At 47.8% G+C, this 24,003-nt stretch carries 25 protein-coding genes; 24 read left to right on the forward strand and 1 reads right to left on the reverse strand.

What is annotated here, in order from left to right; all coding sequences use genetic code 11:
* Position 1: 1 nt before the first annotated feature.
* The 21 genes from hemA (at position 2) to QZ169_RS00545 (ending at position 19,870) form a co-directional block, all read left to right on the forward strand.
* The gene (gene hemA, locus QZ169_RS00445; RefSeq protein WP_295504073.1) at positions 2–1,255 is read left to right on the forward strand and encodes a glutamyl-tRNA reductase; all 1,254 of its coding nucleotides are present in this window, start codon (positions 2–4) and stop codon (positions 1,253–1,255) included.
* A complete protein-coding gene (hemC, locus tag QZ169_RS00450; RefSeq protein WP_295504075.1) occupies positions 1,242–2,165 on the forward strand; it encodes a hydroxymethylbilane synthase in 924 nt (307 codons plus the stop codon). Before hemA ends, hemC begins: the two co-directional genes overlap by 14 nt.
* Positions 2,150–2,875: a uroporphyrinogen-III synthase gene (locus tag QZ169_RS00455; protein ID WP_295504077.1), complete on the forward strand. Its 726-nt coding sequence runs from the start codon at positions 2,150–2,152 to the stop codon at positions 2,873–2,875. The genes hemC and QZ169_RS00455 overlap by 16 nt, the downstream gene beginning before the upstream one ends.
* A complete protein-coding gene (hemB, locus tag QZ169_RS00460) occupies positions 2,862–3,833 on the forward strand; it encodes a porphobilinogen synthase (protein ID WP_295504079.1) in 972 nt (323 codons plus the stop codon). The genes QZ169_RS00455 and hemB overlap by 14 nt, the downstream gene beginning before the upstream one ends.
* A gap of 43 nt (positions 3,834–3,876) precedes the next feature.
* Positions 3,877–5,175, forward strand: a complete 1,299-nt coding sequence (gene hemL, locus QZ169_RS00465) for a glutamate-1-semialdehyde 2,1-aminomutase (protein WP_295504083.1) — start codon at positions 3,877–3,879, stop codon at positions 5,173–5,175.
* Positions 5,168–5,752 carry a bifunctional adenosylcobinamide kinase/adenosylcobinamide-phosphate guanylyltransferase gene (cobU, locus tag QZ169_RS00470; protein WP_295504085.1) on the forward strand — a complete coding sequence of 195 codons (585 nt, stop codon included), beginning with the start codon at positions 5,168–5,170 and terminating at the stop codon, positions 5,750–5,752. The genes hemL and cobU overlap by 8 nt, the downstream gene beginning before the upstream one ends.
* Positions 5,749–6,477: an adenosylcobinamide-GDP ribazoletransferase gene (gene cobS, locus QZ169_RS00475; RefSeq protein ID WP_072073478.1), complete on the forward strand. Its 729-nt coding sequence runs from the start codon at positions 5,749–5,751 to the stop codon at positions 6,475–6,477. Before cobU ends, cobS begins: the two co-directional genes overlap by 4 nt.
* On the forward strand, positions 6,474–7,046 hold the full coding sequence (locus QZ169_RS00480) for a histidine phosphatase family protein (RefSeq protein WP_295504087.1): 573 nt from the start codon (positions 6,474–6,476) through the stop codon (positions 7,044–7,046). The genes cobS and QZ169_RS00480 overlap by 4 nt, the downstream gene beginning before the upstream one ends.
* A 55-nt stretch (positions 7,047–7,101) precedes the next feature.
* The gene (locus QZ169_RS00485; RefSeq protein ID WP_295504089.1) at positions 7,102–8,205 is read left to right on the forward strand and encodes an NADH-dependent flavin oxidoreductase; all 1,104 of its coding nucleotides are present in this window, start codon (positions 7,102–7,104) and stop codon (positions 8,203–8,205) included.
* 116 nt (positions 8,206–8,321) lie between these two features.
* Complete coding sequence (locus QZ169_RS00490) at positions 8,322–9,917, forward strand: ABC transporter substrate-binding protein (protein WP_295504091.1); 1,596 nt, start codon at positions 8,322–8,324, stop codon at positions 9,915–9,917.
* Positions 9,918–9,920: 3 nt separating this feature from the next.
* Positions 9,921–10,703, forward strand: a complete 783-nt coding sequence (locus QZ169_RS00495) for an ABC transporter ATP-binding protein (protein ID WP_295504093.1) — start codon at positions 9,921–9,923, stop codon at positions 10,701–10,703.
* A complete protein-coding gene (locus QZ169_RS00500) occupies positions 10,700–11,470 on the forward strand; it encodes an ABC transporter ATP-binding protein (protein ID WP_295504095.1) in 771 nt (256 codons plus the stop codon). The genes QZ169_RS00495 and QZ169_RS00500 overlap by 4 nt, the downstream gene beginning before the upstream one ends.
* On the forward strand, positions 11,460–12,443 hold the full coding sequence (locus tag QZ169_RS00505) for a M14 family metallopeptidase (RefSeq protein WP_295504097.1): 984 nt from the start codon (positions 11,460–11,462) through the stop codon (positions 12,441–12,443). The genes QZ169_RS00500 and QZ169_RS00505 overlap by 11 nt, the downstream gene beginning before the upstream one ends.
* The gene (locus tag QZ169_RS00510) at positions 12,436–13,431 is read left to right on the forward strand and encodes an ABC transporter permease (RefSeq protein ID WP_295504099.1); all 996 of its coding nucleotides are present in this window, start codon (positions 12,436–12,438) and stop codon (positions 13,429–13,431) included. Before QZ169_RS00505 ends, QZ169_RS00510 begins: the two co-directional genes overlap by 8 nt.
* Positions 13,424–14,233, forward strand: coding sequence for an ABC transporter permease (locus QZ169_RS00515; RefSeq protein ID WP_295504101.1), 810 nt, complete (start codon positions 13,424–13,426; stop codon positions 14,231–14,233). Before QZ169_RS00510 ends, QZ169_RS00515 begins: the two co-directional genes overlap by 8 nt.
* Positions 14,234–14,327: 94 nt before the next feature.
* Complete coding sequence (gene nikA, locus QZ169_RS00520; RefSeq protein WP_295504103.1) at positions 14,328–15,935, forward strand: nickel ABC transporter substrate-binding protein; 1,608 nt, start codon at positions 14,328–14,330, stop codon at positions 15,933–15,935.
* Positions 15,936–16,025: 90 nt separating this feature from the next.
* On the forward strand, positions 16,026–16,967 hold the full coding sequence (locus QZ169_RS00525; RefSeq protein WP_295504105.1) for an ABC transporter permease: 942 nt from the start codon (positions 16,026–16,028) through the stop codon (positions 16,965–16,967).
* Positions 16,960–17,766 (forward strand): ABC transporter permease, encoded by an 807-nt coding sequence (locus QZ169_RS00530; RefSeq protein WP_295504107.1) that lies wholly within the window; start codon positions 16,960–16,962, stop codon positions 17,764–17,766. Before QZ169_RS00525 ends, QZ169_RS00530 begins: the two co-directional genes overlap by 8 nt.
* On the forward strand, positions 17,754–18,545 hold the full coding sequence (locus QZ169_RS00535; RefSeq protein WP_295504109.1) for an ABC transporter ATP-binding protein: 792 nt from the start codon (positions 17,754–17,756) through the stop codon (positions 18,543–18,545). Before QZ169_RS00530 ends, QZ169_RS00535 begins: the two co-directional genes overlap by 13 nt.
* Complete coding sequence (locus tag QZ169_RS00540) at positions 18,532–19,242, forward strand: ABC transporter ATP-binding protein (RefSeq protein ID WP_295504111.1); 711 nt, start codon at positions 18,532–18,534, stop codon at positions 19,240–19,242. The genes QZ169_RS00535 and QZ169_RS00540 overlap by 14 nt, the downstream gene beginning before the upstream one ends.
* Before the next feature lie 52 nt (positions 19,243–19,294).
* Positions 19,295–19,870 carry a flavin reductase family protein gene (locus QZ169_RS00545; RefSeq protein ID WP_049544282.1) on the forward strand — a complete coding sequence of 192 codons (576 nt, stop codon included), beginning with the start codon at positions 19,295–19,297 and terminating at the stop codon, positions 19,868–19,870.
* Between the two features lie 33 nt (positions 19,871–19,903).
* Here QZ169_RS00545 and queG read toward each other — a convergent pair whose 3' ends face one another.
* Positions 19,904–21,046 (reverse strand): tRNA epoxyqueuosine(34) reductase QueG, encoded by a 1,143-nt coding sequence (queG, locus tag QZ169_RS00550; protein WP_295504114.1) that lies wholly within the window; start codon positions 21,044–21,046, stop codon positions 19,904–19,906.
* 189 nt (positions 21,047–21,235) lie between these two features.
* Here queG and QZ169_RS00555 point away from each other — a divergent pair, with 189 nt between their 5' ends.
* From QZ169_RS00555 to QZ169_RS00565, 3 genes are all read left to right on the forward strand, one after another.
* On the forward strand, positions 21,236–21,877 hold the full coding sequence (locus tag QZ169_RS00555; protein ID WP_295504116.1) for a lantibiotic ABC transporter permease: 642 nt from the start codon (positions 21,236–21,238) through the stop codon (positions 21,875–21,877).
* Positions 21,878–22,180: 303 nt separating this feature from the next.
* A complete protein-coding gene (locus QZ169_RS00560; RefSeq protein ID WP_295504118.1) occupies positions 22,181–23,497 on the forward strand; it encodes a haloacid dehalogenase-like hydrolase in 1,317 nt (438 codons plus the stop codon).
* A gap of 39 nt (positions 23,498–23,536) precedes the next feature.
* Positions 23,537–23,971 carry a EutP/PduV family microcompartment system protein gene (locus QZ169_RS00565; RefSeq protein WP_080558718.1) on the forward strand — a complete coding sequence of 145 codons (435 nt, stop codon included), beginning with the start codon at positions 23,537–23,539 and terminating at the stop codon, positions 23,969–23,971.
* Positions 23,972–24,003 lie beyond the last annotated feature (32 nt).

Genomic DNA, 24,003 nt, shown 5'->3' on the forward strand with positions numbered 1-24,003 from the left:
CATGCACCTATTATATGTGGGTTTGACCCATCGGGAAACGCCGCTGACAATTTTGGAAAAAGCGCATTTTTCAGATCAGGAGGGGCTGAAAGCTCTAAAGCTCCTGAAAAGAGAAAAAAGTATCTTGGAAAATATTATTCTGTCCACCTGCAATCGGACCGAGCTCTATCTAGTGGTGGACCAGCTGCACACTGGCCGCTACTATTCCAAGCATTTTTTGGCAGACTGGTTTCAAATTCCTGTCAAGGAGCTGGAAGAGTATTTAGTCTTTCGTGAGGGGGATGAGGCCTTGCGGCATCTGCTGCGGGTCTCTATCGGATTGGAATCCAAGATTGTCGGTGAAAGTCAGGTCTTGGGCCAGCTCAAGCAGGCTTTCCTGACAGCGCAAGATGCTGGTACGACTGGAATTGTTCTCAATCAGGCTTTCAAGCAGGCGCTGACCTTTGCTAAGCGCATGCATGATTCTTATCGAATCAATGACCGCCCCATTTCTATCGGACTGACGGCTATCCAAGAATTGGACCGATTGGGGCTGGATTACAGCACTAAAAAGGTAGCTGTTATCGGTCTGGGAGAGATTGGTCAGCTAGTGACCAAGTATGCCTTACAGCGGCCTTTCAAGTCAGTCATGCTGCTCAATCGGACGGTCAGCAAGGCCCAAGTATTTCTGACAGAGGATAGGGTATCTGCTCATGGCTGGGATGAATTGGAAGCGGTGCTGGCGGATGCGGATGTGGTCTTTTCAGCGGTTAAAACGGAAGAATACATTATCTTTCCTTCCATGCTTAAGGCGGATGCGGTCGTGTTTGACCTCTGTCTGCCTCGTTCCTGCCATCCGAGCTCGTCTCTCAAGCTCTATAATATCGAAAATCTAACCAATCAACTGGAGAAATATAAGGCGGAGCGGCAGGAGATTGCCGGTCAGATTGCTTTGGAGATTGATGAGGAGTTGCTCAAGTTTGCTGACTGGCGCCAGCAGCTAGGCATTGTTCCCCTGATTCAAGAAATCCGGGACAAGGCTTTGGAAGCTCAAGCTTCGGCCATGGAAAGCCTTAATCGCAAGATTCCAGATTTGACCGAGCGGGAGCAGAAGCAGATTTCCAAGCACATGAAGAGTATTATCAACCAAGTCTTGAAGGAGCCAATCTTGCAGCTCAAAGAGCTGTCAGTCGGAGAGCATTCAGACTATGACATTGCCTTGATTGCCAAGATATTTGGCTTGCACAGAGAAAGGGGAAAAGATGAAGGTCATTAAGGTAGGAACCCGCAAGAGTAAGCTGGCCATGACCCAGACCCAACAGTTAGTAGATCAGCTCAAGGAGCTCCATCCAGAGCGGGATTTTGTCCTCGTTCCCTATACGACAAAAGGAGATCGCTTGACCCATGTCAGCCTCCAGGAAATTGGCGGTAAGGGAGTCTTTGTCAAGGAAATCGAGCGAGCCCTCTTGGCTGGTGAGATTGATATGGCGGTCCACAGTCTCAAGGACATGCCGGCTAAACTAGCTGAGGGCTGTGCGCTCGGTGCGATTAGTCAGCGAGAAGATGTTCGTGATTGCTTGATTTTCCGTCAAGCTGGCCAGACGCTGGCTGACCTGCCTAAGGGCGCTCTTATAGGAACCAGCAGCATTCGCCGGCAGGTTCAGCTGCAGGCTCAGAGGCCGGATTTGGCTTTCAAGCCACTGAGGGGCAACATTGATACACGCATCAAGAAGCTGGAAGAGGGCGAATACGACGCCATTGTCTTGGCTATGGCTGGACTTAAGCGCTTGGGCTTGCTGAACCAAAGCCGCCGTCTTCACATTCAGCCTTTAGAGACCAGTCTTTGTCTGCCAGCTATTTCTCAGGGAGCTTTGGCAGTGGAATGCCGGGAAGAGGATGAGGAGCTACGGAGTCTCTTGGCAACTGTTCAGAATGAGAAGACAGCTGCTGAAGTGGCAGTTGAGCGGGCAATTTTGGCTCAGATGAATGCAGACTGTACCTTCCCTATCGCTGCTTTTGCCCAGAAAAAAGGTCAGGACTATCACTTAGATGCCATGCTGGCCAAGGAGGACGGTCAATGTGTCTTTGTCAGCCTTCAAGGGCAGGATGGCCAGCAATTGGCAGAGCAGGCTGTGCACCAGTTAGCTGATAAGGGAGCAGTAGGAATGCCATGGTTAAAAAAATAATCTTTACCAGAGAGCAGGCGCCGGACTCTGCCTGGTTAGCAGAAATCAGACAGGCTGGATTTGAGACGCATCATGTTCCTCTCATTCGCTGTCAATCTTTGCCCTTACCAGAAGCTATCCAAGCAGTTCTACCAGAATCCGACTGGGTCTTTTTTACCAGCGCTGTCGCGGTGGAGGCTTTCAGTCCCTATCTGAAAGCTGGCTACCAGATTGCGACCATTGGACCGCAGACCAGTCAGGCGCTGGACAAGCTAGGCCGAGCTTGTGATTTTCAGGCCAGCAGCCACTATGGTCTTGACTTTATTCAGGAGTGGCTGGATTTGGCTCTGCCGACGCAGAAGATCTTGCTGCCCCAGAGTAGCCTATCCAATCCTAGTCCGGCTGAAAAATTAAAAGAAGCAGGTCATGATGTCTGGGCTTGGCCTATGTACGAAACGACCTCAAACCCTGCTGGTCAGGACCAGCTCGAGACCTATCTGTCCCAAGAGGATGTGATTTGGACCTTTGCCAGTCCATCGGCTTGGCAGAGTTTTTGTGCTATTAAGCCCCATCTAGCGTCCAGCCATCAGATTGCAGTAATTGGCAAGACAACGGCTCAGGCAGTCAAGGAGTCCGGCTATGAGGTAGACTACCAGCCCCAGAGTCCTTCTGTTGAGGAAATGGTCAAGGAAATAATCAAGAAAGAAGAGAAGAAGCATGGAATTTTATAGACATCGCAGGCTGAGAAGAAGTAGCGGTCTGCGGCAGCTGGTTAGAGAAACCAAGCTGTCTGTGGATGATTTTATCCAACCCTTGTTTGTCAAGGAAGGCTTGACTGAAAAGCAAGAAGTTGCCTCTATGCCGGGAGTTTATCAGTTCTCCATCGAGGATTTGCTGCCAGAAGTGCAGGAATGTGTGGACTTGGGCATTCGGGCTTTTATCGTCTTTGGCATTCCGTCAGAAAAGGACGAAAGAGGCAGTCAGGCTTCAGCTGAAAATGGCATTGTCCAGGGAGCTATCCGTCTGATCAAGAAGCATTTCCCTGAGACGGTCGTCATTGCAGACACCTGTCTCTGTGAGTTTACCAGTCACGGCCATTGCGGCATTTTGCGAGGGGAGGAAGTGGACAATAATCTGTCTCTGACTAGACTGACAGAAGTCGCTGTCAGCCAAGCCAGGGCTGGAGCAGATGTCATTGCGCCTTCCAATGCCATGGACGGTTTTGTGGCGGCTATCCGTCAGGGGCTTGATGCGGCTAGCTTTGAAGAGATTCCGATCATGTCCTATGCCATTAAGTTTGCCTCTAGCTTTTATGGACCTTTCCGAGATGCAGGTGAGAGTGCTCCGGCCTTTGGCGACCGCAAGACCTATCAGATGGATCCGGCTAATCGCTTGGAGGCTCTAAGAGAAGCCAAGAGTGATGAGGAGCAGGGAGCAGACTTTCTCATGGTTAAGCCGGCTCTGTCCTTTCTGGATATCCTCAGAGAGCTGCGCCAGGAAACCCGGCTGCCTCTGGTGACCTATAATGTCAGCGGAGAATACGCCATGGTCAAGGCAGCAGCTCAGCAGGGCTGGATCAATGAAAAAGCCATTGTCATGGAAACCTTGACCAGTATGAAGCGGGCTGGTGCAGACTTGATTATCACTTATTTTGCTAAGGATGCGGCCGGCTATCTGAGAGAAGGATAGAGACTGCGGAAACTCAGCAGTTTTCTAGATAAGGAGGACCAACTTGAAGAGAGAACATTCCAACCAATATTTCACAGAGGCTCAACAGCTCTTTCCAGGCGGAGTCAACAGCCCTGTCAGGGCTTTTAAGGCTGTGGGCGGTCATCCGCTTTTTATCGAAAAAGCCAGCGGAGCCTATTTGCATGATGTCGATGGCAACCGTTATATTGACTACGTCCTGTCTTGGGGGCCTATGATTTTGGGGCATGCTCCTAAGGATGTGTTACCAGCAGTTGTGGAAGCTATTTGGGAAGGAACCAGCTTTGGTGCTCCTAGTCCCAGAGAAATTGCCCTCGGCCAGCTGGTGCAGGAGCGCCTGCCTTTCATGGAAAGAATGCGGATGGTCAATTCGGGAACGGAAGCGACCATGAGCGCCATTCGGGTAGCGCGTGGAGTGACCAAGCGCTCTAAAATTGTCAAATTTATCGGCTGCTATCACGGCCACAGCGATTCCTTTTTGGTTCAGGCTGGTTCAGGCTTGGCCAGCTTTGGGATTGCTGATTCTGCCGGAGTCATTGCTCAGGTAGCTGGGGAAACTCTGGCTTTACCTTACAATGACACAGATGCTCTGAAGGCTTGCTTTGAAAAGCACGGAGACGACATTGCCTGTGTCATTTTAGAAGCCGTTGCTGGCAATATGGGCTTGATTCCTGCGGATGCGGACTTTATCAGTACTATTCGCTCCCTCACTCAGGAATACGGCTCTCTCTTCATCGTGGACGAGGTCATGAGTGGTTTCCGAGCTCATTATCAGGGGGCAGTCGGCCTCTATCAGACAGAGCCAGACCTTGTCTGCTTAGGCAAGGTTATCGGTGGCGGCTTCCCAGTTGCAGCCTTTGGCGGTAAGGCTGTCTATATGGATCAGGTAGCGCCTCTAGGCAGCATCTATCAAGCTGGTACCTTGTCGGGCAATCCAGTCGCCATGACGGCCGGTTACGAAACGCTGAAACAGCTGACACCGGAGCTCTTTGCTGAGATCGAAGAGAAAACAAGCTACCTCTGTGATGGCTTGCGAAATCTAGCAGACAAGTACAGTATTGATTTGCAAGTCGTATCAAAAGGTACCATGTTTGGCTTCTTCTTCAGTCAGAAGCCAGTTCGCAATTTTGAGGATTCTAAGGCGGCTGACCATGCTCAGTTTGCAAGACTGCACGGTCTCTTGCTGGAAGAGGGCATTTATCTGGCGCCATCTCAGTATGAAACCAACTTTATGTCCAGTGCCCATACTAGAGCGGATTTAGACCAGACCTTGGCAGCCTTTGAGCAGGCATTTCAAGTAATGAAAGAAGAAGCAAATGGCTAAGATTGTGTTAGTGACAGGCGGTGCCAGAAGCGGTAAGTCGGCATTTGCGGAGGAGCAGTTGGCGGACCGAGAGAGAGTTTGCTACATTGCGACCGGCCTGCCCCGAGGGGAAGATCCAGAATGGCAGGAGCGGATTCGGCTGCACCAAGAACGGCGGCCGGCTTCCTGGACGACTCAGGAGCAGTATGCAGGGCTGGCCGACTGGTTACGAGAACAGTCGCATCCAGTTTATCTGCTGGATTGTGCCACTCTTCTGACCAGCAATCGCCTCTTTGATTTGATTGCTCAGCATTTTCCAGACAAGCTGGAGCTGACGGAGGAGCATTTTCTCAGTCGGCAGGAGCAGTCTTTCCTGCTGCAGCTCTTGGAAGAAGAATGGCAAGAGCTCTTGTCTACAATCCATCAGACTGATGCTGAGTGCTGGATTGTAACGGACGAGGTTGGACTGGGCATTGTCCCAGAGACCAGACTAGGACGCTTCTTTCGTGATGTGCAGGGCAAGATTAACCAATTGATTGCAAAGGAGGCGAGCGAGGCTTATCTAGTCATCTGCGGCCTTGCTCAGCAGTTGAAATGATAAAGGCATTGATTATCTATACCCAATTTTTTAGCCGGATTGTGATTCCAAAGGCAGTGGATATCTCCTACTTGCGACGGGGACTTCCTTTTCTGACCCTCTTTGGCCTCTTGCTGGGCTTGATTTCAGGTGGATTTTATTTCCTGACGAGCCTAGTCCTGCCAGGGATGGTCGCTTGGGTTCTGACCCTTGCTTTTGATGTTCTGCTGACAGGTGGTTTTCATTTAGACGCCCTGGCGGATACGGCAGACGGTCTCTTCTCCTCCCGTAAGAAGGAGCGGATGCTAGAGATTATGAAGGACAGTCGGATTGGCAGCAATGGCGTTCTGGCGCTCATTCTCTACTATGCTCTGATGCTGGTTCTCTACCCTTATCTGCCAGAGCCTCGCTGGTTTATCGTGGCTAGTCTGACCATGATTGGCAAGGCTGGTCTGAGCCTACAGCTTTACCGGATGACCTATGCTAGAGAAGGCGGTGGCTCGGGAAATTTCTTCAGTGGCAGCAAGACTAGTCATATCCTGCTTGCCCAGCTTTTGCCTTTGCTCCTGTCTCTGCTGGTTTTCAGTTGGAGAGGCCTTCTGGCTTACGGCTTAGTATTTTTGGGAGCAATTGGCTATCGTCGTTTCGTTTATAATAAAATTGACGGCCACACAGGCGATACGCTAGGGGCCTATGTCGAAATTGCCCAGCTCCTCTATCTTTTAGGATTGGTGGTGCTGGGATGAAAAGATGGTATTTGATGCGGCATGGTCAGACAGACTACAACCGCAGGCGCTGTTTCTACGGCAGCCATGATGTCTCTATCAACGAGCAAGGCCAAGCGGACTCCAAGCAGCTGGCGCTACTGATGCAGGAGCACACGGTCGATGCAATCTACACTAGTAGTCTCAAGCGGACGCAGGAAACAGCCCAGCTGGCTTTTCCAGACAGGCAAGTCAAGGCCTTAGCTGATTTTGACGAGCGAGGTTTCGGACAATGGGAAGGTTTGACAGCTGATGAGATTCAGGCAGCCTTTCCAGAAATCTGGCAGGCTTGGCTGGAGGCTCCCTTTGAGATTACGCCTCCTGAGGCAGAAGTGTTCGCTGACTTTCAGACCAGAGTCTGGGCAGCAACAGACCGCCTGCTAGATAGTGCTGATGAGTCAATCGCTCTAGTAGCTCATTTGGGAGTCCTTCGCTTGATTTACCAGCATTTGGTTGATGGAGAGGCTGTTTTTTGGAACATTGATGTCCCCCAAGGACGAGTGCTGCTCTTGGAAGAGCGTGACCAGACTTGGCAGGCGACCTTACTCTAAGGATTTATTATAAAAAAACAAACAATATGATTTATCTTGGGAAAGAGGTGACCAGATGAATACACAGATTCAGGATAAATTTACTTTTAAAAATGGTCAGACTGTGCGCAATCGCGTTGTCTTGGCTCCCATGACCATCTGCGCTAGTGATCCGGGCGGCTATGTTTCTCAGGCAGATATTGACTTTTTTGCCCGTCGGTCGAGGTCGGTTGGTATGGTCATTACTGGCAGTACCTATGTCCATCCTCTGGGCAAGTCCTTTGCGGAGAGCTTCAGTGGCGCCGAGGACGATAAGATTAAGGGGCTTAGCCGTCTGGCCAAGGCTATCAAGGACCAAGGGGCTCTGGCTATTGTACAGCTTTATCATGGTGGTCGCATGGTTCTGCCTGATTTGATTGACGGTCAGCCAGTAGCACCCAGTGCTGTTAAGGCTCCACGCGATTATCTGGCGGAGCCGAGGGCGCTCAAGAACGCTGAAGTGGAGCAGGTGATAGAGGACTTTCTGTCAGCTATCAGACGGGCGATTCAGGCTGGCTTTGATGGCGTCGAGCTTCATGGCGCCAATACCTACCTGATCCAGCAGTTTGTCTCTCCTCATTCAAATGTCCGTCAGGACAAGTGGGGCGGCAGTCTTAACAACCGCCTGCGCTTTCCAAAGACCTTGCTGAAAAGAGCCAAGCAACTAGTCAAAGAAGAGGCCGACCGCCCCTTCCTGATTGGCTACCGCTTTTCTCCGGAAGAGATTGAGGAGCCAGGAATCCAGCTTTATGATACCCTGCAGTTGCTGGAGCAGCTCATCTATCATCAGGTGGACTATCTGCATATTTCGACCTCTGGTGTCTGGCGCTCGTCTATCAGAGATTCTCAGGACTCGGAGCCAGTAATTCAGAAAATTATCAGAAAAATTAATGATAGAGTGCCCCTGATTGGTGTCGGTCAGATTGATACCAAGCAGGATGCCCAGCGTGTATTGGATGCGGGGATTCCGCTCTTTGCCCTCGGCAAGGCCCTGCTCCTAGACCCAGACTGGGCTGAAAAAGTTGTCTCCGGCCGAGAGGCAGAAGTTATCCGAGCTTATCGCGATGAGTTGCAAGCTGATTTGGCTCTGCCAACTGCCTTTGTCGAAGATACTAGAAGCTATCTGGAAGGAAAAGATTAAGACAAGCACATCCCCAAGGAGGAAAGAGAATGAGCAATCACTTGTTTTTCACTCGTTTGCTCTCTCATCTTCAGGACATAGAACCACCTTAGACAGAGAGCGAAGCGTATTTAGATTTGACTAGGACAGACCGTCTTAAAGTAGTTTACAAAATAGAAAAGGAAGTTGAATATTTTATGAAACATTTTAAAAAAATTATGGCTCTAGCCTTGGCAGGCCTAGCCCTAGCCTCCTGTGTAAACCCTAGCAAAACCAGTGAGCCTTCTGGCGATAGTGGCAGTAAGACTGTAACCATTGGTTATACGCAATTTCCAGCAAATGTAGATCCAGCAGCGGAATACAATGGCTGGTTCACGGTCCGTTACGGAGTGGGAGAAACCCTCTTTAAGATGGACGACAAACTTGAAGTAAAACCTTGGCTGGCTGAGAAAATCGAAGCAGTCTCAGACCTAGAGTGGAAAATTACCCTCAAGGATAAGGTGACTTTCCAAAATGGTGAAAAAATGACCGGTGAAAAGGTCAAAGCTTCTCTGGAACGCTTGATTAAGACCAGCGAACGGGCAGCATCAGATATGGGCATTGACAGTATCTCTGCGGAGGGTCAAACCGTGACCATCAAGACAAAGGCTGTGCAACCTATCATGGCGAATCTCTTGGCAGAGCCATACTCCGCCATTGTCGATACGACTGGCAAGAGTGCATCTGACAAGGCTCCTGTCGGAACTGGCCCTTACATGGTGACCAAGTACACTCCTGAGAGCGGAGCAGAGCTCAAGGCTTATGATGACTACTGGGATGGCAAGCCAAAAGTTGCTAATCTGAAGATTAAATACTTCTCTGATCCGACAGCTATTTCTGCAGCCCTCAAGTCTAAGGAAGTTGATGCCGTCTATGGTCTGCCTTATGCAAATCTAAGTACTTATGCTTCCGATAAGAACTACAAAATTTCTGAAGTAGAAGGTTCCCGCTACCTAGCTTACTACTATAACTTTGAAAATCCTTACGTAGCAGATGACAAGTTCCGTCAGGCTTTAGATACCTTGGTAGATAAGAAGACCTACTCTGAATCCCTCTTTAAAGGCTCAGCTGTGCCAGCTGTTGGCCCTTTCCCTAAAGGATTTGCCTTTGCCCTGCAAAAGAGCGTCCATGAATTTAACGTAGAAAAAGCTAAAAAACTCTTGGATGAAGCTGGCTACAAGGATACTGACGGCGATGGCTACCGTGAAAAAGACGGTCAAAAAGTCAGCATTGAGCTGCTGTCCTTTACTCGTCTGCCTGAAATGCCGCTGGCTGTAGAAGCAAGCCAACAACAACTCAAGGAAGTCGGAATCGAAGCGACTATTAAGAAAGTTGAAGTCAGTGCCGTTGCCAGTGAAAAGGACTATGCCTTCACACCTTACGCGGTGGTAGCAGCTCCTATCGGTGATCCGTATGCCTTCTTCAACAGTGCCGTTAAGACCAATGGTACAGCCAATATCGGTCACTACAGCAACCCAGAAGCAGACAAGAAAATCGAAGAGTTAGCGACTGAAACTGATCCAGCTAAGCGCAATCAGCTCAGCAAGGAAATCCAAGAAATCATGGATAAGGACTACGGCTTTACCATCATCGGCTTCTTCAAGGTCGCTCTGGTAATGGACAAGTCCGTCTCTGGTTTGGAATCCCATCCAACAGACTACTATCACGTCAGCAACAAACTATCAAAGGAATAAAACATGCTGGAAATGAAAGATCTGCTGGTGCAGTCAGCAGATAAAGTCATTCTCGATCGGGTCTCCCTCTCTCTTGCTGAGGGGGAGTCCCTTTCGATTGTGGGCGAGAGTGGCAGTGGCAAGTCTACCCTGCTCAAGATGCTGCTAGGTCTCCCTCTTAGGGGGCTGACAGTAACAGAGGGCAGTATTACCTTTGAGGGGCAGGAAATTCAGCCCCAGGACCACCGCATTTATCTGCCTTTTGTTGGCCGAGAAGTGGCCTGGATTAGCCAGCATGCCAGTCTCAGCTTTAATAACCGCCGTAAGATCAAAAAGCATTATCAGGACTTGGTGAAGAATCAGGGCCAGCAAGCATCAAATCTCCGTCCCTTGGAGGAATGTCTAGAGATGGTGGGACTGCTGCCTGAAAAAGTCGTCAATAAGTATCCTTTCGAGCTCAGTGGCGGTATGATGCAGCTAGTCGGTGTGGCGCTAGCTCTAGCTAGCAGACCCAAACTATTGCTGGCTGATGAGCCGACCAGCGCTCTGGATGTCCTGTCGAAAATGAAGCTGCTTGATCTCTTGAGCCAGCTTCATCAAGAGGAAAACATGGCCATTCTCTTTGTCACACATGATATCAGCGTAGCTGAGCATCTAGCGCAAAAAGTAGTTGTCATGAAGGAAGGACAGATTGTCGAAAGCGGTCCAGCCCATCAAGTTCTCCGCCATCCTGAGCAGGCCTATACCCAGAAATTGCTGAAGGCTGTGCCTAAGCTGGCAGAGTTTAGAGAAGGGGAGCAGCTATGAATCAAGTATTAGTTGGTCAGCAGCTGACTTACGAGTATGATCAGATAGGCGAGCGGAGAATCGGTGTCTTTGATATTGATATTCGCTTGGGAAAGGGACAGGCTTTGGGTCTGGTCGGTGAATCAGGCTCTGGAAAAAGTACTATTGCCAAGCTCATCTGCCGCTTTTTAAAGCCGGACCAAGGGGAGCTGACTCTACTGGGCCAGCCAGTCTCTGCCTACAAGGATAGGGACTACTATGCTCGGGTCCAGTACATCGCCCAGCAGCCCCAGTCGACCTTTCATCCCAAGCGCAGCATTCAGCAGAGCCTAGAAGAGGTCTGTCGAAACTTCTCTCTCTATCAGCAGCAGTCAGATAGAAAGCAGGCCATCCATGACTTGCTGAGATCGGTCGGTCTGACATCTGAGCTTGCCCAGCGGCTTCCGCATCAGCTGAGCGGAGGAGAATGTCAGCGGGCAGCTATTGCCCGTGCCCTGCTGATTAATCCCGATGTACTTATCTGCGATGAAATCACCAGTGCTCTGGATGTGACCGTTCAGTATGAAGTCATGCAGCTGCTGGCAGATATCAAGGAGCGCTCGCAGACCTCCTTTCTCTTCATCTCTCATGACATCGCTCTGGTCAGCAATTTTGCGGAAGATTTGGTCGTCCTCAAGGACGGAATCGTGCAAGAAAAGGGCAGCATGCGAGAGGTCGTCTCTGCTCCTAAGAGTGACTATACCAAGCTCTTGCTCAGTCAGTACAGGGAGGATAAAGATGAGGATTAAGCAAGAACTAGACTCTATGGCTCCATGCAGCAGCTATCAAGGAAGTCTGCCTATCACGGATGAGCTGGCTATCCAGTACACTCTGCTTAAAGGACAGGCTACCCAGCCCTTGCTGACCATCAGTGCTGCAGTCCATGGCTGCGAGTATGTCGGAGTTAAGGCGCTGATGGATTTGGCGCATGAGTGGGACTTTAACTTTCAGGGCTCTGTCCTCCTCCTGCATGCAGTCAATGTCAGTGGCTTCTGGGCTCGGGAGACGACGCTTGTACCTGAGGACGGTCTCAATCTGAACAGGATCTTTCAGGACCAAGGGCCAGTTTCCAGCCTCAGCTATCAGATTCGGTCTGTGATTGAGAGCCAGGTCTTTAGTGTCAGTGATTTCCTGATTGACCTGCACAGTGGCAATCGGGAAGAACTGCTGACCCCTCATGGTTACTATTCCCTGCGGGCAAATCCAGAGGTAATGGAGAAGTCCTATCAGATGCTGCAGGCTTCTGGGACACCGATAATCTACCAATCTCAGGACCGTGGCAATCTTTATCACGCTGCCTCGGTGGACTATGGTTTGCCTAGCATCCTGCTGGAGCAGGGAGAAAACGGTACCTGTCTGCCAGAGGATGTGCTGGCCATGAAGGAGTCGGTCAAGCAAGTCGCCCGCTATCTTTTTGAAGGGACTATGCCCTATTATAAGCAGGCGCCACTGATCTTTGACGACAGTTACTATCTGACCTGTCAAAGGTCAGGCTGCTGGATGTGCTTTGTCCGGCCCAATCAAACAGTACAGGCTGGTCAGGTCATCGGCGAAATCTGTGATATTTATGGCAATATTTTAGAAAAGGTGACTGCCAAGGAAGACGGTCTGGTCCTCTACCAGAAAGCGACCTTGGTCGTCCACCAAGGCGAAGTGCTGTTGGCTGTAGCTAGCAAGAAGCCTGGAAGCTACCAGACATCTGAAAGGGAGGCGCATGATTAAATTTATTATCAAAACGATTCTGCAATTCGTCCTCATCCTGCTCTGCGTCAGCTTTATCTCCTTTTTGCTGGTTTATCTAGCACCGGGAGATCCGGCTGAGAGCATCCTCAACGCTCAGGGTATTCCTTATACCAAGGAACTGTTGGAAATCAAACGAGCAGAGATGGGCCTGAATGGCAGCTTTATGGAGCAATATCTGGCCTGGCTGGGCAGGATTGTCCATGGTGACTTTGGTGTGACCTATAATTCAGGAGCTTCGGTCTGGGAGCAGCTGGTTTTCTATTTTCCCAATACAGTCTACCTAGCTTTTTATACCCTGCTAGCAACTCTGGGAATTTCCTTGCCGACAGCTCTCTACACATCCTACCATGCTGGAAAGCCTATCGACCGCTTCCTGATGGCAGGTCTGGCCTTCCTGAATGCCATTCCTAGCTTTGTTATGGGAATTATCCTGATTCTGATTTTTTCCGTTCAGTTGCATTGGTTTCCCATTCAGGCAACGGCCAATGAGCTGGGCTTGGTCTTGCCAGTCATAACACTGGCCATGATCATGTCTACTCGCTACATCCCGCAGCTGCGGACCGCTTTGATAGAAGTCCTGTATTCGCCAGAAGTGGAAGGTGCACGGGGACGAGGAATTCGAGAGGGACAGATCCTGCTGCATGACGTGCTTTACAATGTTCTGCCCTTTCTTCTGACCTTGGTCAGCCTCTCGCTGGGCTCTCTCTTGGGCGGGGTGGCTATTATCGAGCACCTCTTTTCCTGGCCGGGCATCGGTAAGATGCTGATTGGAGTAGTTGCCAAGCGGGATTATCCCCTTGTTCAGGGGGCGGTCCTCTTTATCACAGCTGGGGTCTTGACTGTAAATCTAGTCTTTCAGCTGCTCATGGTTTGGCTCAATCCTCGCGTCCGACTGGCTCAGGAAAATCCCAAACTGCTGCCGCGCATGAAAAGACTAAAAACGAGCAAAGGGGGTTCGTATGGATAAGAAAATCAGTCGAAAACTCCTGGTCTTGGGCGGCCTTATCATCCTGGCCTTGGTCCTTTCCTCCTTGGCTCCTCGTCTCTTGGGTGACAGTTTGACTAAGGTTAATCTGGGTCAAGCCTTGCAAGGACCGAGCAGCAGTGAGTGGTTCGGAACAGACGCTCTAGGTCGGTCTGTCTTTGCGCGTGCCGTGAGCGGGGGTGCGGAAACAGTTCTGCCTGCCCTGATGATTCTGATACTGATTGCGGCGGTGGGCTCCTTTATCGGGGTGACCAGTGCTTTCATCGGCGGGAAATTCGACCAGTTCATCTTGCTGGTAATCACGGCCTTTCAGTCTTTTCCATCTATCATTTTGGTCATTGCCATCGTCAGTATCTTGGGCATCGGTCTCCAGCAGACCCTCATCGCTATCTGCCTGACGGCCTGGACCAAGTACGCCTACCTGATGCGCTCCATGACCTTGCAGCTGAAAAATGAACCTTATATCCAGTCCTCGAAAATGTATGGCAATAGTTTTTGGACTACCCTGAAAAACTATTATTTCCCTAGTCTGTTTCCGCAGATTCTGACGACCATGAGCTTTGACATCAGCACCATTATCATGGAAATCGCGGGTCTCAGCTTTGTCGGACTGGGCGCTCAGGCACCATCGCCAGAGTGGGGAGCCATGATTAATGACGGCCGGATTTACATTCAGGAAGCCCCTTGGATTGTGGTCTTTCCTTGTATATTGCTGATTCTGACCATTCTCCTCTTTACCAAGTTCGGAGACGCTCTGAACAGCAAGTACAATCGCATGAGTTGAACATCAAAAAATCAACAGCTAAAAAAACTGCAGCCTCTATCTCTTGGGACTGCAATCATAAAAAATATGAATACAAGAAAGTGATTCAATAAAAATGAGAAAAAAACTATTTTTATTAGTTGTCCTCTTGCTGCCTTTATTCTTGGTAGCCTGCCAGCAAAATTCAAACTCTTCCCAAAAGGTCGATGAGAAAGACAAACTCACCATGGTTTGGGGCGAAGACTTTGGGGATGTCAATCCTCACCGCTACAATCCAGACCAATTTGTCATTCAGGATATGGTCTATGAAGGCCTGGTCCGCTACGGTGACAATGGTAAAATCGAGCCAGCCTTGGCTGAAAGCTGGGATATCAGCGAAGATGGTAAAACCTATACCTTCAAGCTGAGAAAGGCAAAATTCTCAGACGACTCTGACTTTAATGCAGAGAATGTCAAACGCAATTTCGATACCGTCTTTTCAGAAGAAAATAAGAAAAACCACACTTGGTTTGACTTTACTAACCAATTGGAAAGCTACCGAGTTGTCGATGAGCATACCTTTGAGATTAAACTCAAACAAGCTTACAGTGCGACTCTCTATGATTTATCCATGATTCGTCCAATCCGCTTCGTAGCTGATGCTGCTTTCCCTGATGGAGACGACACAACTAAGGACAACCTCAAAAAGCCAATCGGAACAGGTCAATGGGTTGTCAAAGACAAGAAGGCAAATGAGTACATCACCTTTGCCCGTAATGAAAATTACTGGGGTGAAAAGCCTAAATTGAAAGAAGTAACGGTCAAGATTATTCCAGATCCACAAACCCGTGCTCTTGAGTTTGAGTCTGGCAATGTTGACTTGATCTATGGAAATGGCGTTATCGGTCTGGATAACTTTGCCAAGTATGCCAAGGATGACAAGTACACGACAGACGTATCTCAGCCAATGTCCAGCCGCCTCATGCTCTTGAATGCCAAGCAAGAAATCTTCAAAGACAAGTCTGTCCGTCAGGCTATGAACCATGCGGTTGATAAGAAGTCTATCGCGAAAGACATTTTCCGAGGAACAGAAACACCAGCTGATACTATCTTCTCTAAGTCTACCCCTCACTCTGACGCCAATCTGACTCCCTATGAATACGATATCGAGCTGGCTGAAAAGATGCTGGATCAAGCAGGCTGGAAGAAAGGCTCTGACGGTATCCGCGAAAAAGACGGCAAGAAATTGAGCCTAAATGTTCCTTATATCTCATCTAAGGCGACAGACAAGGACTTGGTTGAGTACTTCCAAGGCGAATGGAAGAAAATCGGAATTGATGTTCAGCTCAAAGCGATGGAAGAAGATGACTATTGGGAAAATATTAAGACTGGCGACTTTGATTTGATGCTGACCTTCTCTTGGGGAGCACCTTGGGATCCACATGCTTGGATGACTGCTCTAACTTCACCAGCAGACCATGGCCACCCAGAAAATGTTTCCCTAGAAGCTCTGCCATCTAAGTCAGAAATGGACAGCATTATCAAGGCGACTCTGGTTGAGCCAGACGAAGTAAAAGTTGATGAAGGCTATAAGAAAGTTCTCACTATGCTCCATGATGAAGCTATCTATATCCCAATCACTTACCAATCCGTTGTCTCTGTCTATCGCAAGGGAGAACTCGATGGCATGCGCTTTGCTCCAGAAGAAAATGCCTTCCCACTGCGCTACATTGAGAAAAAATAAAAGCTAACTTCATACATACAAATTTGCATATAAAGGGAGTGGTGCTGCTAAGTGAAAAGCTTAGCAGCCGCCCCTTTTCTTTTAAGGACTATGAAAAAAGATTTATTTAAAAAAATAGTTTCTTTCCTAGCTGCCCTATTGATGATATCAGTATTGACCTTTCTCTTGGCCAAGCTATCCTCAGCTGATCAAGCAGAAAATTATCTAAGGGTATCTAAGATTCAAGTGACTCCTCAATCCTTGGAAAAAGCCAGAGAATATCTGGGCCTCAATCAACCTTGGCCCCAGCAGTATCTAGGTTGGCTGACTAAGGCTCTTCAAGGAGATTTTGGAACGTCTTATCTATTAAAGGTTCCTGTCCTGCCCTTGGTGTTGGAACGTTTCCAGTCGACTCTTTCTCTGGGCTTGACATCCTTTGCGCTCATTTTGCTTACATCCATTCCTTTGGGAATTTTTAGTGCAGTCTACAAGGGTTCTCTCTTTGATAAGGTCACTCGCTTTCTATCCTTTTCCAGCGTTTCCATGCCCAGCTTTTGGTTAGGCTACATGCTGATTGTAGTTTTTGCTGTTCAGCTCAGATGGTTGCCAGTTTCGGGCAAGCAGGACCTTAGCAGCTTGATTCTTCCTAGTCTGACTCTTAGTATGTCATTGATTGGCCAATATACCGCTTTGATCCGCAAGGCTGTGCTGGAACAGATGAACAGTGTCCATGTTGAAAATGCTCTCCTGCGCGGAGTCAGCAAGTTCTTCCTGGTCAAGAACCATCTCTTGAGAAATTCCCTGCCAGCCATTGCGACAGGCCTGAGCCTGACCTTGGTCTATCTCCTGACAGGCTCCTTGATTGTCGAGGAAGTCTTCTCTTGGAACGGTGTCGGCTCTCTCTTTGTAGATGCGCTGCAGTCTGTGGACCTTCCCATCATCCAGTGCTGTATGCTTTTATTTGGCCTATTATTCTTGGGAAATAATATTCTAACCCAGCAGCTGCCGCTCTGGATAGACCCTAGAGTCAGAAAAAGGAGGAGCAATGTCTAAACGATTTATTTTTTCAAGTGTCATTTTGCTGGCCTTCTTCATCTGTGCTCTCTTTGCTCCCTATCTATCCTCTTTTGATCCCCAGCATGTAGAAATCTCAAACAAACTAATGGCTCCTGACGCTGTTCATCTATTGGGAACCGATCAGCTGGGCAGAGATGTCTTGTCTCGTCTGCTGCACGGGGCTCGTTATTCTCTCTTTTTATCCCTGACCATCAGTCTGCTGGAAGTGGTTATCGGTGTAACAGTTGGCTTGCTGATTGGATGGTATCAGGGAAAGGCTGAATCAACCTTCTTATGGTTTGCAAATGTTATTTCTGCCTTTCCTAGCTTTCTGCTATCGCTAGCTACAGTTGGGATATTAGGACAGGGAATGACCAATATGATTTTAGCCATTGTCATCATAGAGTGGGTTTACTATGCTCGGGTGACGGCCAATCTGGTCAAGAGTGCCAAAGAGGAAGCCTATGTCATTTCTGCTCAGACCATGGGACTCTCTCAGATTCATATTCTCAAAACTCATATCCTGCCCTTTATCTACAAGCCCATATTGATTATTGTGCTGATGAATATCGGGAATATCATTCTCATGATTTCTGGCTTTTCCTTTCTGGGAATCGGTGTCCAGCCCAACATTACCGAGTGGGGCATGATGCTGCATGATGCTAGAAGCCATTTTCAAACAGCAACTTGGATGATGCTGGCGCCCGGCCTGGCTATCTTTCTGACGGTGGTCGCCTTTAATCTTTTTGCCGAATGCTTTGAAGAGAAAGGCTGGAAACAGATATGGAAAAAATAGCAGTAAAGAAACTGACAGCCCAAATCGAGCAAAAGACCATTCTGCAGGACATCAGCTTTGAAGTGGAGGCAGGGCAGTCTCTGCTCATTATCGGGGAGAGTGGTTCTGGTAAAACCCTCTTAACCAAGATATTGATTGGGCAGCTACCTTCATCTTTAAGCCTGCAAGGAGAAGTTCACTACGGCACCATGACTTTGGAGCGAAATTCTCTCAAAGCTTGGCAGCAGCTGCGGGGGAGACGAGTGGCCTATATGTCTCAAAATCCGATGGCTATGTTCAATCCCTTTCAGACCATTCAAAGTCATTTTTGGGAAACCCTGCGCAGCCATAGCAAGATTTCAAAAAGCGCTTGTCTGACAAAGGCAGTAGCTTCTATGAAAGAGGTCAGACTGGGAGAGCCGGAAGAGCTTTTGAAGAAATATCCTTTTGAGCTCAGCGGCGGTATGCTGCAGCGGGTCATGCTGGCTATCTTGCTTTGCATGGAGCCAGAGACCATCATTTTGGACGAGCCTACTTCGGCGCTGGATATCCACAATCGCGAGCAGATTATTCTCATCTTAAAGGAGCAGTTGGCTAAAGGAAAGACCATTATCACAGTGACTCATGATTATCATTTGGCGCGGGAGCTGGGAGGCAAGATGCTTGTCATGTATCAAGGGGCTATCATGGAGGAAGGGCCGGTGGCCAAGCTCCTCGAAAGTCCTTCGCAGACTTATAGCCAAGACCTTATCTTAGGAAATCCATACGAACGGTTGGTGAGACAAGATGCTGGAATGTAGACATGTTTTTAAAAAATTCGATGGCAAAATGGTTGTCAAAGACTGTAACTTCTCCGTCCAGAAAGGTGAAATTATCGGTCTGATGGGCGAGAGCGGCAGTGGTAAGAGTACACTGGCGAAATTGCTGATTGGTCTGGAAAAGCCCAGTCAAGGTCAGGTCTTACTGGATGGCCAGCCCTATTCAGTCAAAAATTCTGGCGTGAGAATTCTGCTGGTCTTTCAAGACTCGCTCCATTCGGTCAATCCGCATTTTACAGTCGAGCAGGTCTTGACAGAGGCGCTGCCAAAAGATGTGGCTAGAGAAGAGATAGAAGCTATTCTAGAAGATGTCGGTCTAGACAAAAGCTATCTAAGTCAGCCGGCGCGCCAGCTCAGTGGTGGTCAGCTCCAGAGGATTTGTATCGCCCGCGGTCTGCTTTTAAAGCCAGATATTCTCATCTTTGATGAGGCTCTAAGTGGACTGGATCCCATTGTTCAAGGCAGGTTATTGCGCCTCCTGTATGATTTATGGGAGAAATACCAGCTGACCTATCTTTTCATTTCTCATGACTTTAAGCTGAGCTACGCTCTCTGCCATCGGATTTTGGTCATGGCAGACGGGGAAATCGTCGACGAGATAAAGGACTTTGAGCTTCCTATCCAGGCTCATCACCCTGTGACAAAAAAATTGATAGGCGACAAAGGACATTTCAGCTGACGAATATCTTAACTAGCTGATCTATTTTAAAATTAAAAATAAAGGAACATATATGAAACGTACTTTTGAAACGAGAAAACTTTACTTCGGCTTTCCAGTCTTCTTTTTAGGCTATAAGGATGATGTGCACGGCTATAATATTTCAACCTCAAGCTCGGTTTATTCCTTGGGCAGTATGATGGTTATTGCCATGCGTACCAAGGGGAATGCCATTACAGAGATTACCAAGCACCAGCAATTCACTGTCAATGTCCCTGAGAAGGATTTGACCAAAGAGTCTGAAATTGCTGGCTTCAACAGCCGCAAGGACAAGTTTGCCCTGACCGGTCTTAGCTACACAATCGGCGAGACCGTGGATGCTCCGCTGGTAGACCAATGCCCTGTATCCATTGAGTGTCAGGTGCTGGATATGGTCGAATGCGGTGCCTTGACCAATGTCATCGCCCGTGTCACTCGGCGCGTGGTAGATGAAGACTTGATTGATGAGCATGACGCTTTCCGCAGCGACCGTTTTTCTCCTATCAGCTACATGGGAGATGGAGATGGCCGGCTTTACCGCTATTTCAGCGACGAGTCAGTCAAGATGGGCTCTATCATCAAAGAAATCCGCAAACAAGAAGAAAAATAAAGAAACCGCTGAGATTCCTACTATCTCGGCGGTTTAGTTTTTTATCACAAGCTTTTCTTCTAGGCCAAATTTCTCTAGGAAACGGCCTTGCTCTTCTTGGATTTGCGGAGTTGGATTTTTGATGCCCATGACCAGTTCTATCATTTCTGGATGGACTTCACGCACCAGCTGACCCAGAGCCCAGATAGCCGTAGCGACATGAATCGGATTTTGCCCCTTGTCGATAATTTCCAGCATTTTGGGAATGGCAGAGCGATCATTGGCATTGGCCAGAGCGATGATGGCATTGCGCTGCAGGATGTTTTTTCCCCGCCAGCTGCCGGCCACATGACCGAATTTCTCCTTAAACTGACCGTTGGAAAGCTCCAAGAAAGGCAGGAGCTCCGGATGAGAAAGGTCGGGGTCAATTTCTGTTGCGAGCGGATTGTCCAAGCCTTTATTATAAGGACAGCAGATTTGGCAGATATCACAGCCATAGATGACCGTCTTAATCTTCTTGCGAAATTCCAGATCCATGACGCCCTTGTCCTGAGTCTGAAAGGACAGACAGCGCTTGGCATTCATGCTGCCATCGCCAATCAGGCAGGAAGTAGGGCAGGCTGTCACGCAGCGATTGCAGTCTCCGCAGCCGTAGTCGACAGGCTGATCAGGCTCGATGTCCAGATTGGTGATGAGCTCTCCCAAAAACATATAAGAACCAAATTCCTTGGAGATGACCAAGCCGTTCTTGCCGATAAAGCCGATTCCTGCTCTTTGGGCTACAGCAGTATCGACCAAGGCGCCCGTGTCCACCATGCCCTTGTACTCAAAGTCGGCAGTCAACTCCTCGATTCCTCGTGCCAGCCGGTCCAGCTTGTCCTGCAGGACATAGTGGTAGTCTAGTCCCCAGCTGTTAGGGGTGAATTTGCCCCGCTTGTAGGTTGTTTTCTGAGGCTGCTGCTTGAGCTTGTGGGGGTAAGCGACTGCGATAGAGATGATGGTCTTGGCTGAGGCTAGACTCAGCTTAGGCTTAATCCGCTCCTCAATGTTCTTATGTTCAAATCCTGAATTTCGCCCTTCGTCTACAGCCAAGCGCAGCGACTTCTCCAGATAGTCAAAATCATCCGCTGTCGTAAAGCCAATCTTAGAAATCCCGATTTCTTTTGCTAAGTTAATAATTTCTTCTTTGATGTTCATCCTTACTATTATAGCGGAAAAATGCCAACTTGGCGAATGATTGAGAAAGGGCTGCCTCCTATATAGATATACCAATATTTTATAAGACTTCCTAATCCTGTAGCCTATATGATATAATGAAATGTGGAAATTTTTTATAGAAAGTTCCGCAAAGTTTAGGGAATTTTTTTAATAAATGGGAGTTATAATATGAAAAAGAGATATTATGAATTTTTGAATGTTCTTGTTACGGATTGTAATCCAATCAGAAACTTAGATTTTTATAAGGCTGGTTTAATTGAGTTGTTTTTTATCTCACTGGTATCTATCGTTTCGATTTTCTTACGCGGTGAGATGCATGAGCGGAGCATGATGGTCATGCATTTTACTATCGTTCACGCGCTTATTTTGTTCCTGGCCTTTTTACTCTTCCAAAAGTTTTTTGATACCAAGGTGCTGCAGGTCGTTCCGACCAGCTCTTACCTATTTCTTCATTTTGAATTGCTTTTTTGGGGTTCCATCTTTTTTGGTGAGAACTACTTAGCATTTTTTATGATTTTTATCATACTCAGCTTGTCTTATCAGCTGATCAATTTGCTCTATCAGATGGTAATCGTTTCAAAATTGAGATATTTTGAACAGAAACAAAAGATCAATATTTTGCAGATTCATGCCATCGTCCTGTGCTGCCTGTCAGCAGCAGTAGCAGTCATCACTCGCTTGTTTATGCTGTCAGGAATCTATATGATTATTGCCTTAGTAGGCTTGAGCATCGCATTGACGCCCTTGTATCTATTGGGCTATGCACAAGTTTTCACAGGCTGGAGAAATCAAGTGCCTGAAAAATGGTAGAATTGAAGGGGATTATCTGTCTAGTCTTGAATACGTTTGGTTTCCTCCAATACGTTTGTTGAGAAGATTAGAGTATATGCATTTTAATCAGTAAGGTAGAGAAATAATTTCTCTGCCTTTATTTTTTTACAAATTTGAAAGCGCTTCATTGACAAAGTCTGCCAGATAGTTTATAATATAATAACAGTATAGAAAATGGCAAGGAAGCCTGATTTGATCGCAATGAAGCGAGTGTTTCAGAATCAAAGGGGTTTTCTATGCCATTTTTTTGCGCACTATTATTTTTTATGGAGGATTGTTTCTATGCGGACAAAAGGAATTGTGCTGCTTTGTAGTTTGGCTTTGCTTCTGGGAGCTTGTCAAGCGGGGAATAATAAGACGACGACTGAGTCATCCTCGGCTAAGACGGAGACAACAGATAAGGACAAGGCTAAGACTTTGGATAAGGGCGTCTGGGAAGACAAGCTTTATGCCCGTCTGACCAAGCTCATCAAGGAAAATGGGAACACCAGCTCTACCTATGATAAAAATAAAAAACCTTATGCCGTCTTTGACTGGGACAATACGACAGTCATTAACGATATTGGCGAAGCAACCTTTACCTATCAAATTGAAAATCTGGCCTTTAAGATGACGCCGGAAGAATTTGACCAAGCAGTGCGGACCAATATACCGAGCGACGATTTTGTTGAAGATTTCCATAATAAAGATGGTGAGCCAGTGAACATTGACAAGATTGCGGCCGACTTGCTTTCTGACTACACGGCTATTTATAATAGCTATAAGGGAATGCAAGGGGACAAGTCTCTGGAAGAAGTCAAAAAGACCGATGAATACCAAGACTTTGCTGCTAAACTCCGCTATCTTTACGAAGCGATTGGTGACACCTTCAGTTCGGATATTAGCTATCCATGGGTGACCTACCTCTATGCAGGTATGACTTCTGAAGAAGTTCAAGCCCTATCTGAAAAGTCTATTGACAAAGCTCTTGAGGACAAGCTGACTTCTGAAACTTGGGAAAGTCCTGAAGGCTTGAAAGGTGAGTCAGGCCAAGTCACTGTAACCTTTAAGCGCGGTGTTCGCTCAGTCAAGGAAATGCAAAATCTCTACAAGACTCTGATGGCCAACGGCATTGATGTCTATATCTGCTCAGCGTCTTATATCGATGTGATTATCCCTTATGCTAGCAATTCTAAGTATGGCTACAATATTCCTAAAGAAAATGTCACTGCTATGCGCCTGAAAAAGGATGATAAGGGTGTGATTCAGCCAGAATACGATACCAATTATGCTCAGACTCAAGGTGAGGGCAAGACAGAAACCATCAAGAAGTTGATTGCTGTCAATCATGACAATCAAGAACCAATCCTGATTGCTGGTGACAGTAATGGCGACTATGCTATGCTCAAGGACTTCCCTAAACTGCAAATGGGTATCATCTTCAATCTTCTGAGAGATCCTAGCAAGGGAATCGGTCTTTTGCAAACCAAGGCAATTGAAACTTACGGCCAAGAAGATGCCCTTTACTATCTGCAAGGCCGTGATGAAAATAAAGGTGTACTGCTCAATGGCAGGGAAACTATCAAACTAGATAGTAAGGAAGCCCAGCTCAGCAAATAGCGGGCAGTTCCCTGTCATAGAGAGGAATGGATGCAAAATATGAAAAAAATCATGTTTGTCGGTCCAGTCGGAGTGGGTAAGACTACTCTGACCCAGCGACTGAAAGGCTTGGAGCTAAGCTACTTTAAGACTCAGGCTATTGAGTTCTATGATGCCATCATTGACACGCCTGGAGAATTTCTCCAGCATCGTAAGTATTATAATGCTCTGAACGTGACAGCAACAGAAGCTGATGTGATTGGTCTATTGGTGGCGGCTTCCAATCAGATGCAGACCTTTCCTCAAGGCTTTTCTTCCCTCTTCAATAAAGAAGTGATTGGCATTGTCACCAAGATTGATATGGCTGAACAGCCGGAGCAAATCGAAAAAGCACGACGGCAGCTGAAAGCGGCTGGAGCCAAGGAAATTTTTGAAATATCAGCGACGGAAAATGAAGGAATTGACCGTCTCCAGGCTTATCTGGAGTCAGACTAGGGACGAAAAGCCGAATATGGTATACTAGATTC

The organism is uncultured Streptococcus sp., assembly GCF_905372115.1.
Lineage (GTDB): Bacteria > Bacillota > Bacilli > Lactobacillales > Streptococcaceae > Streptococcus.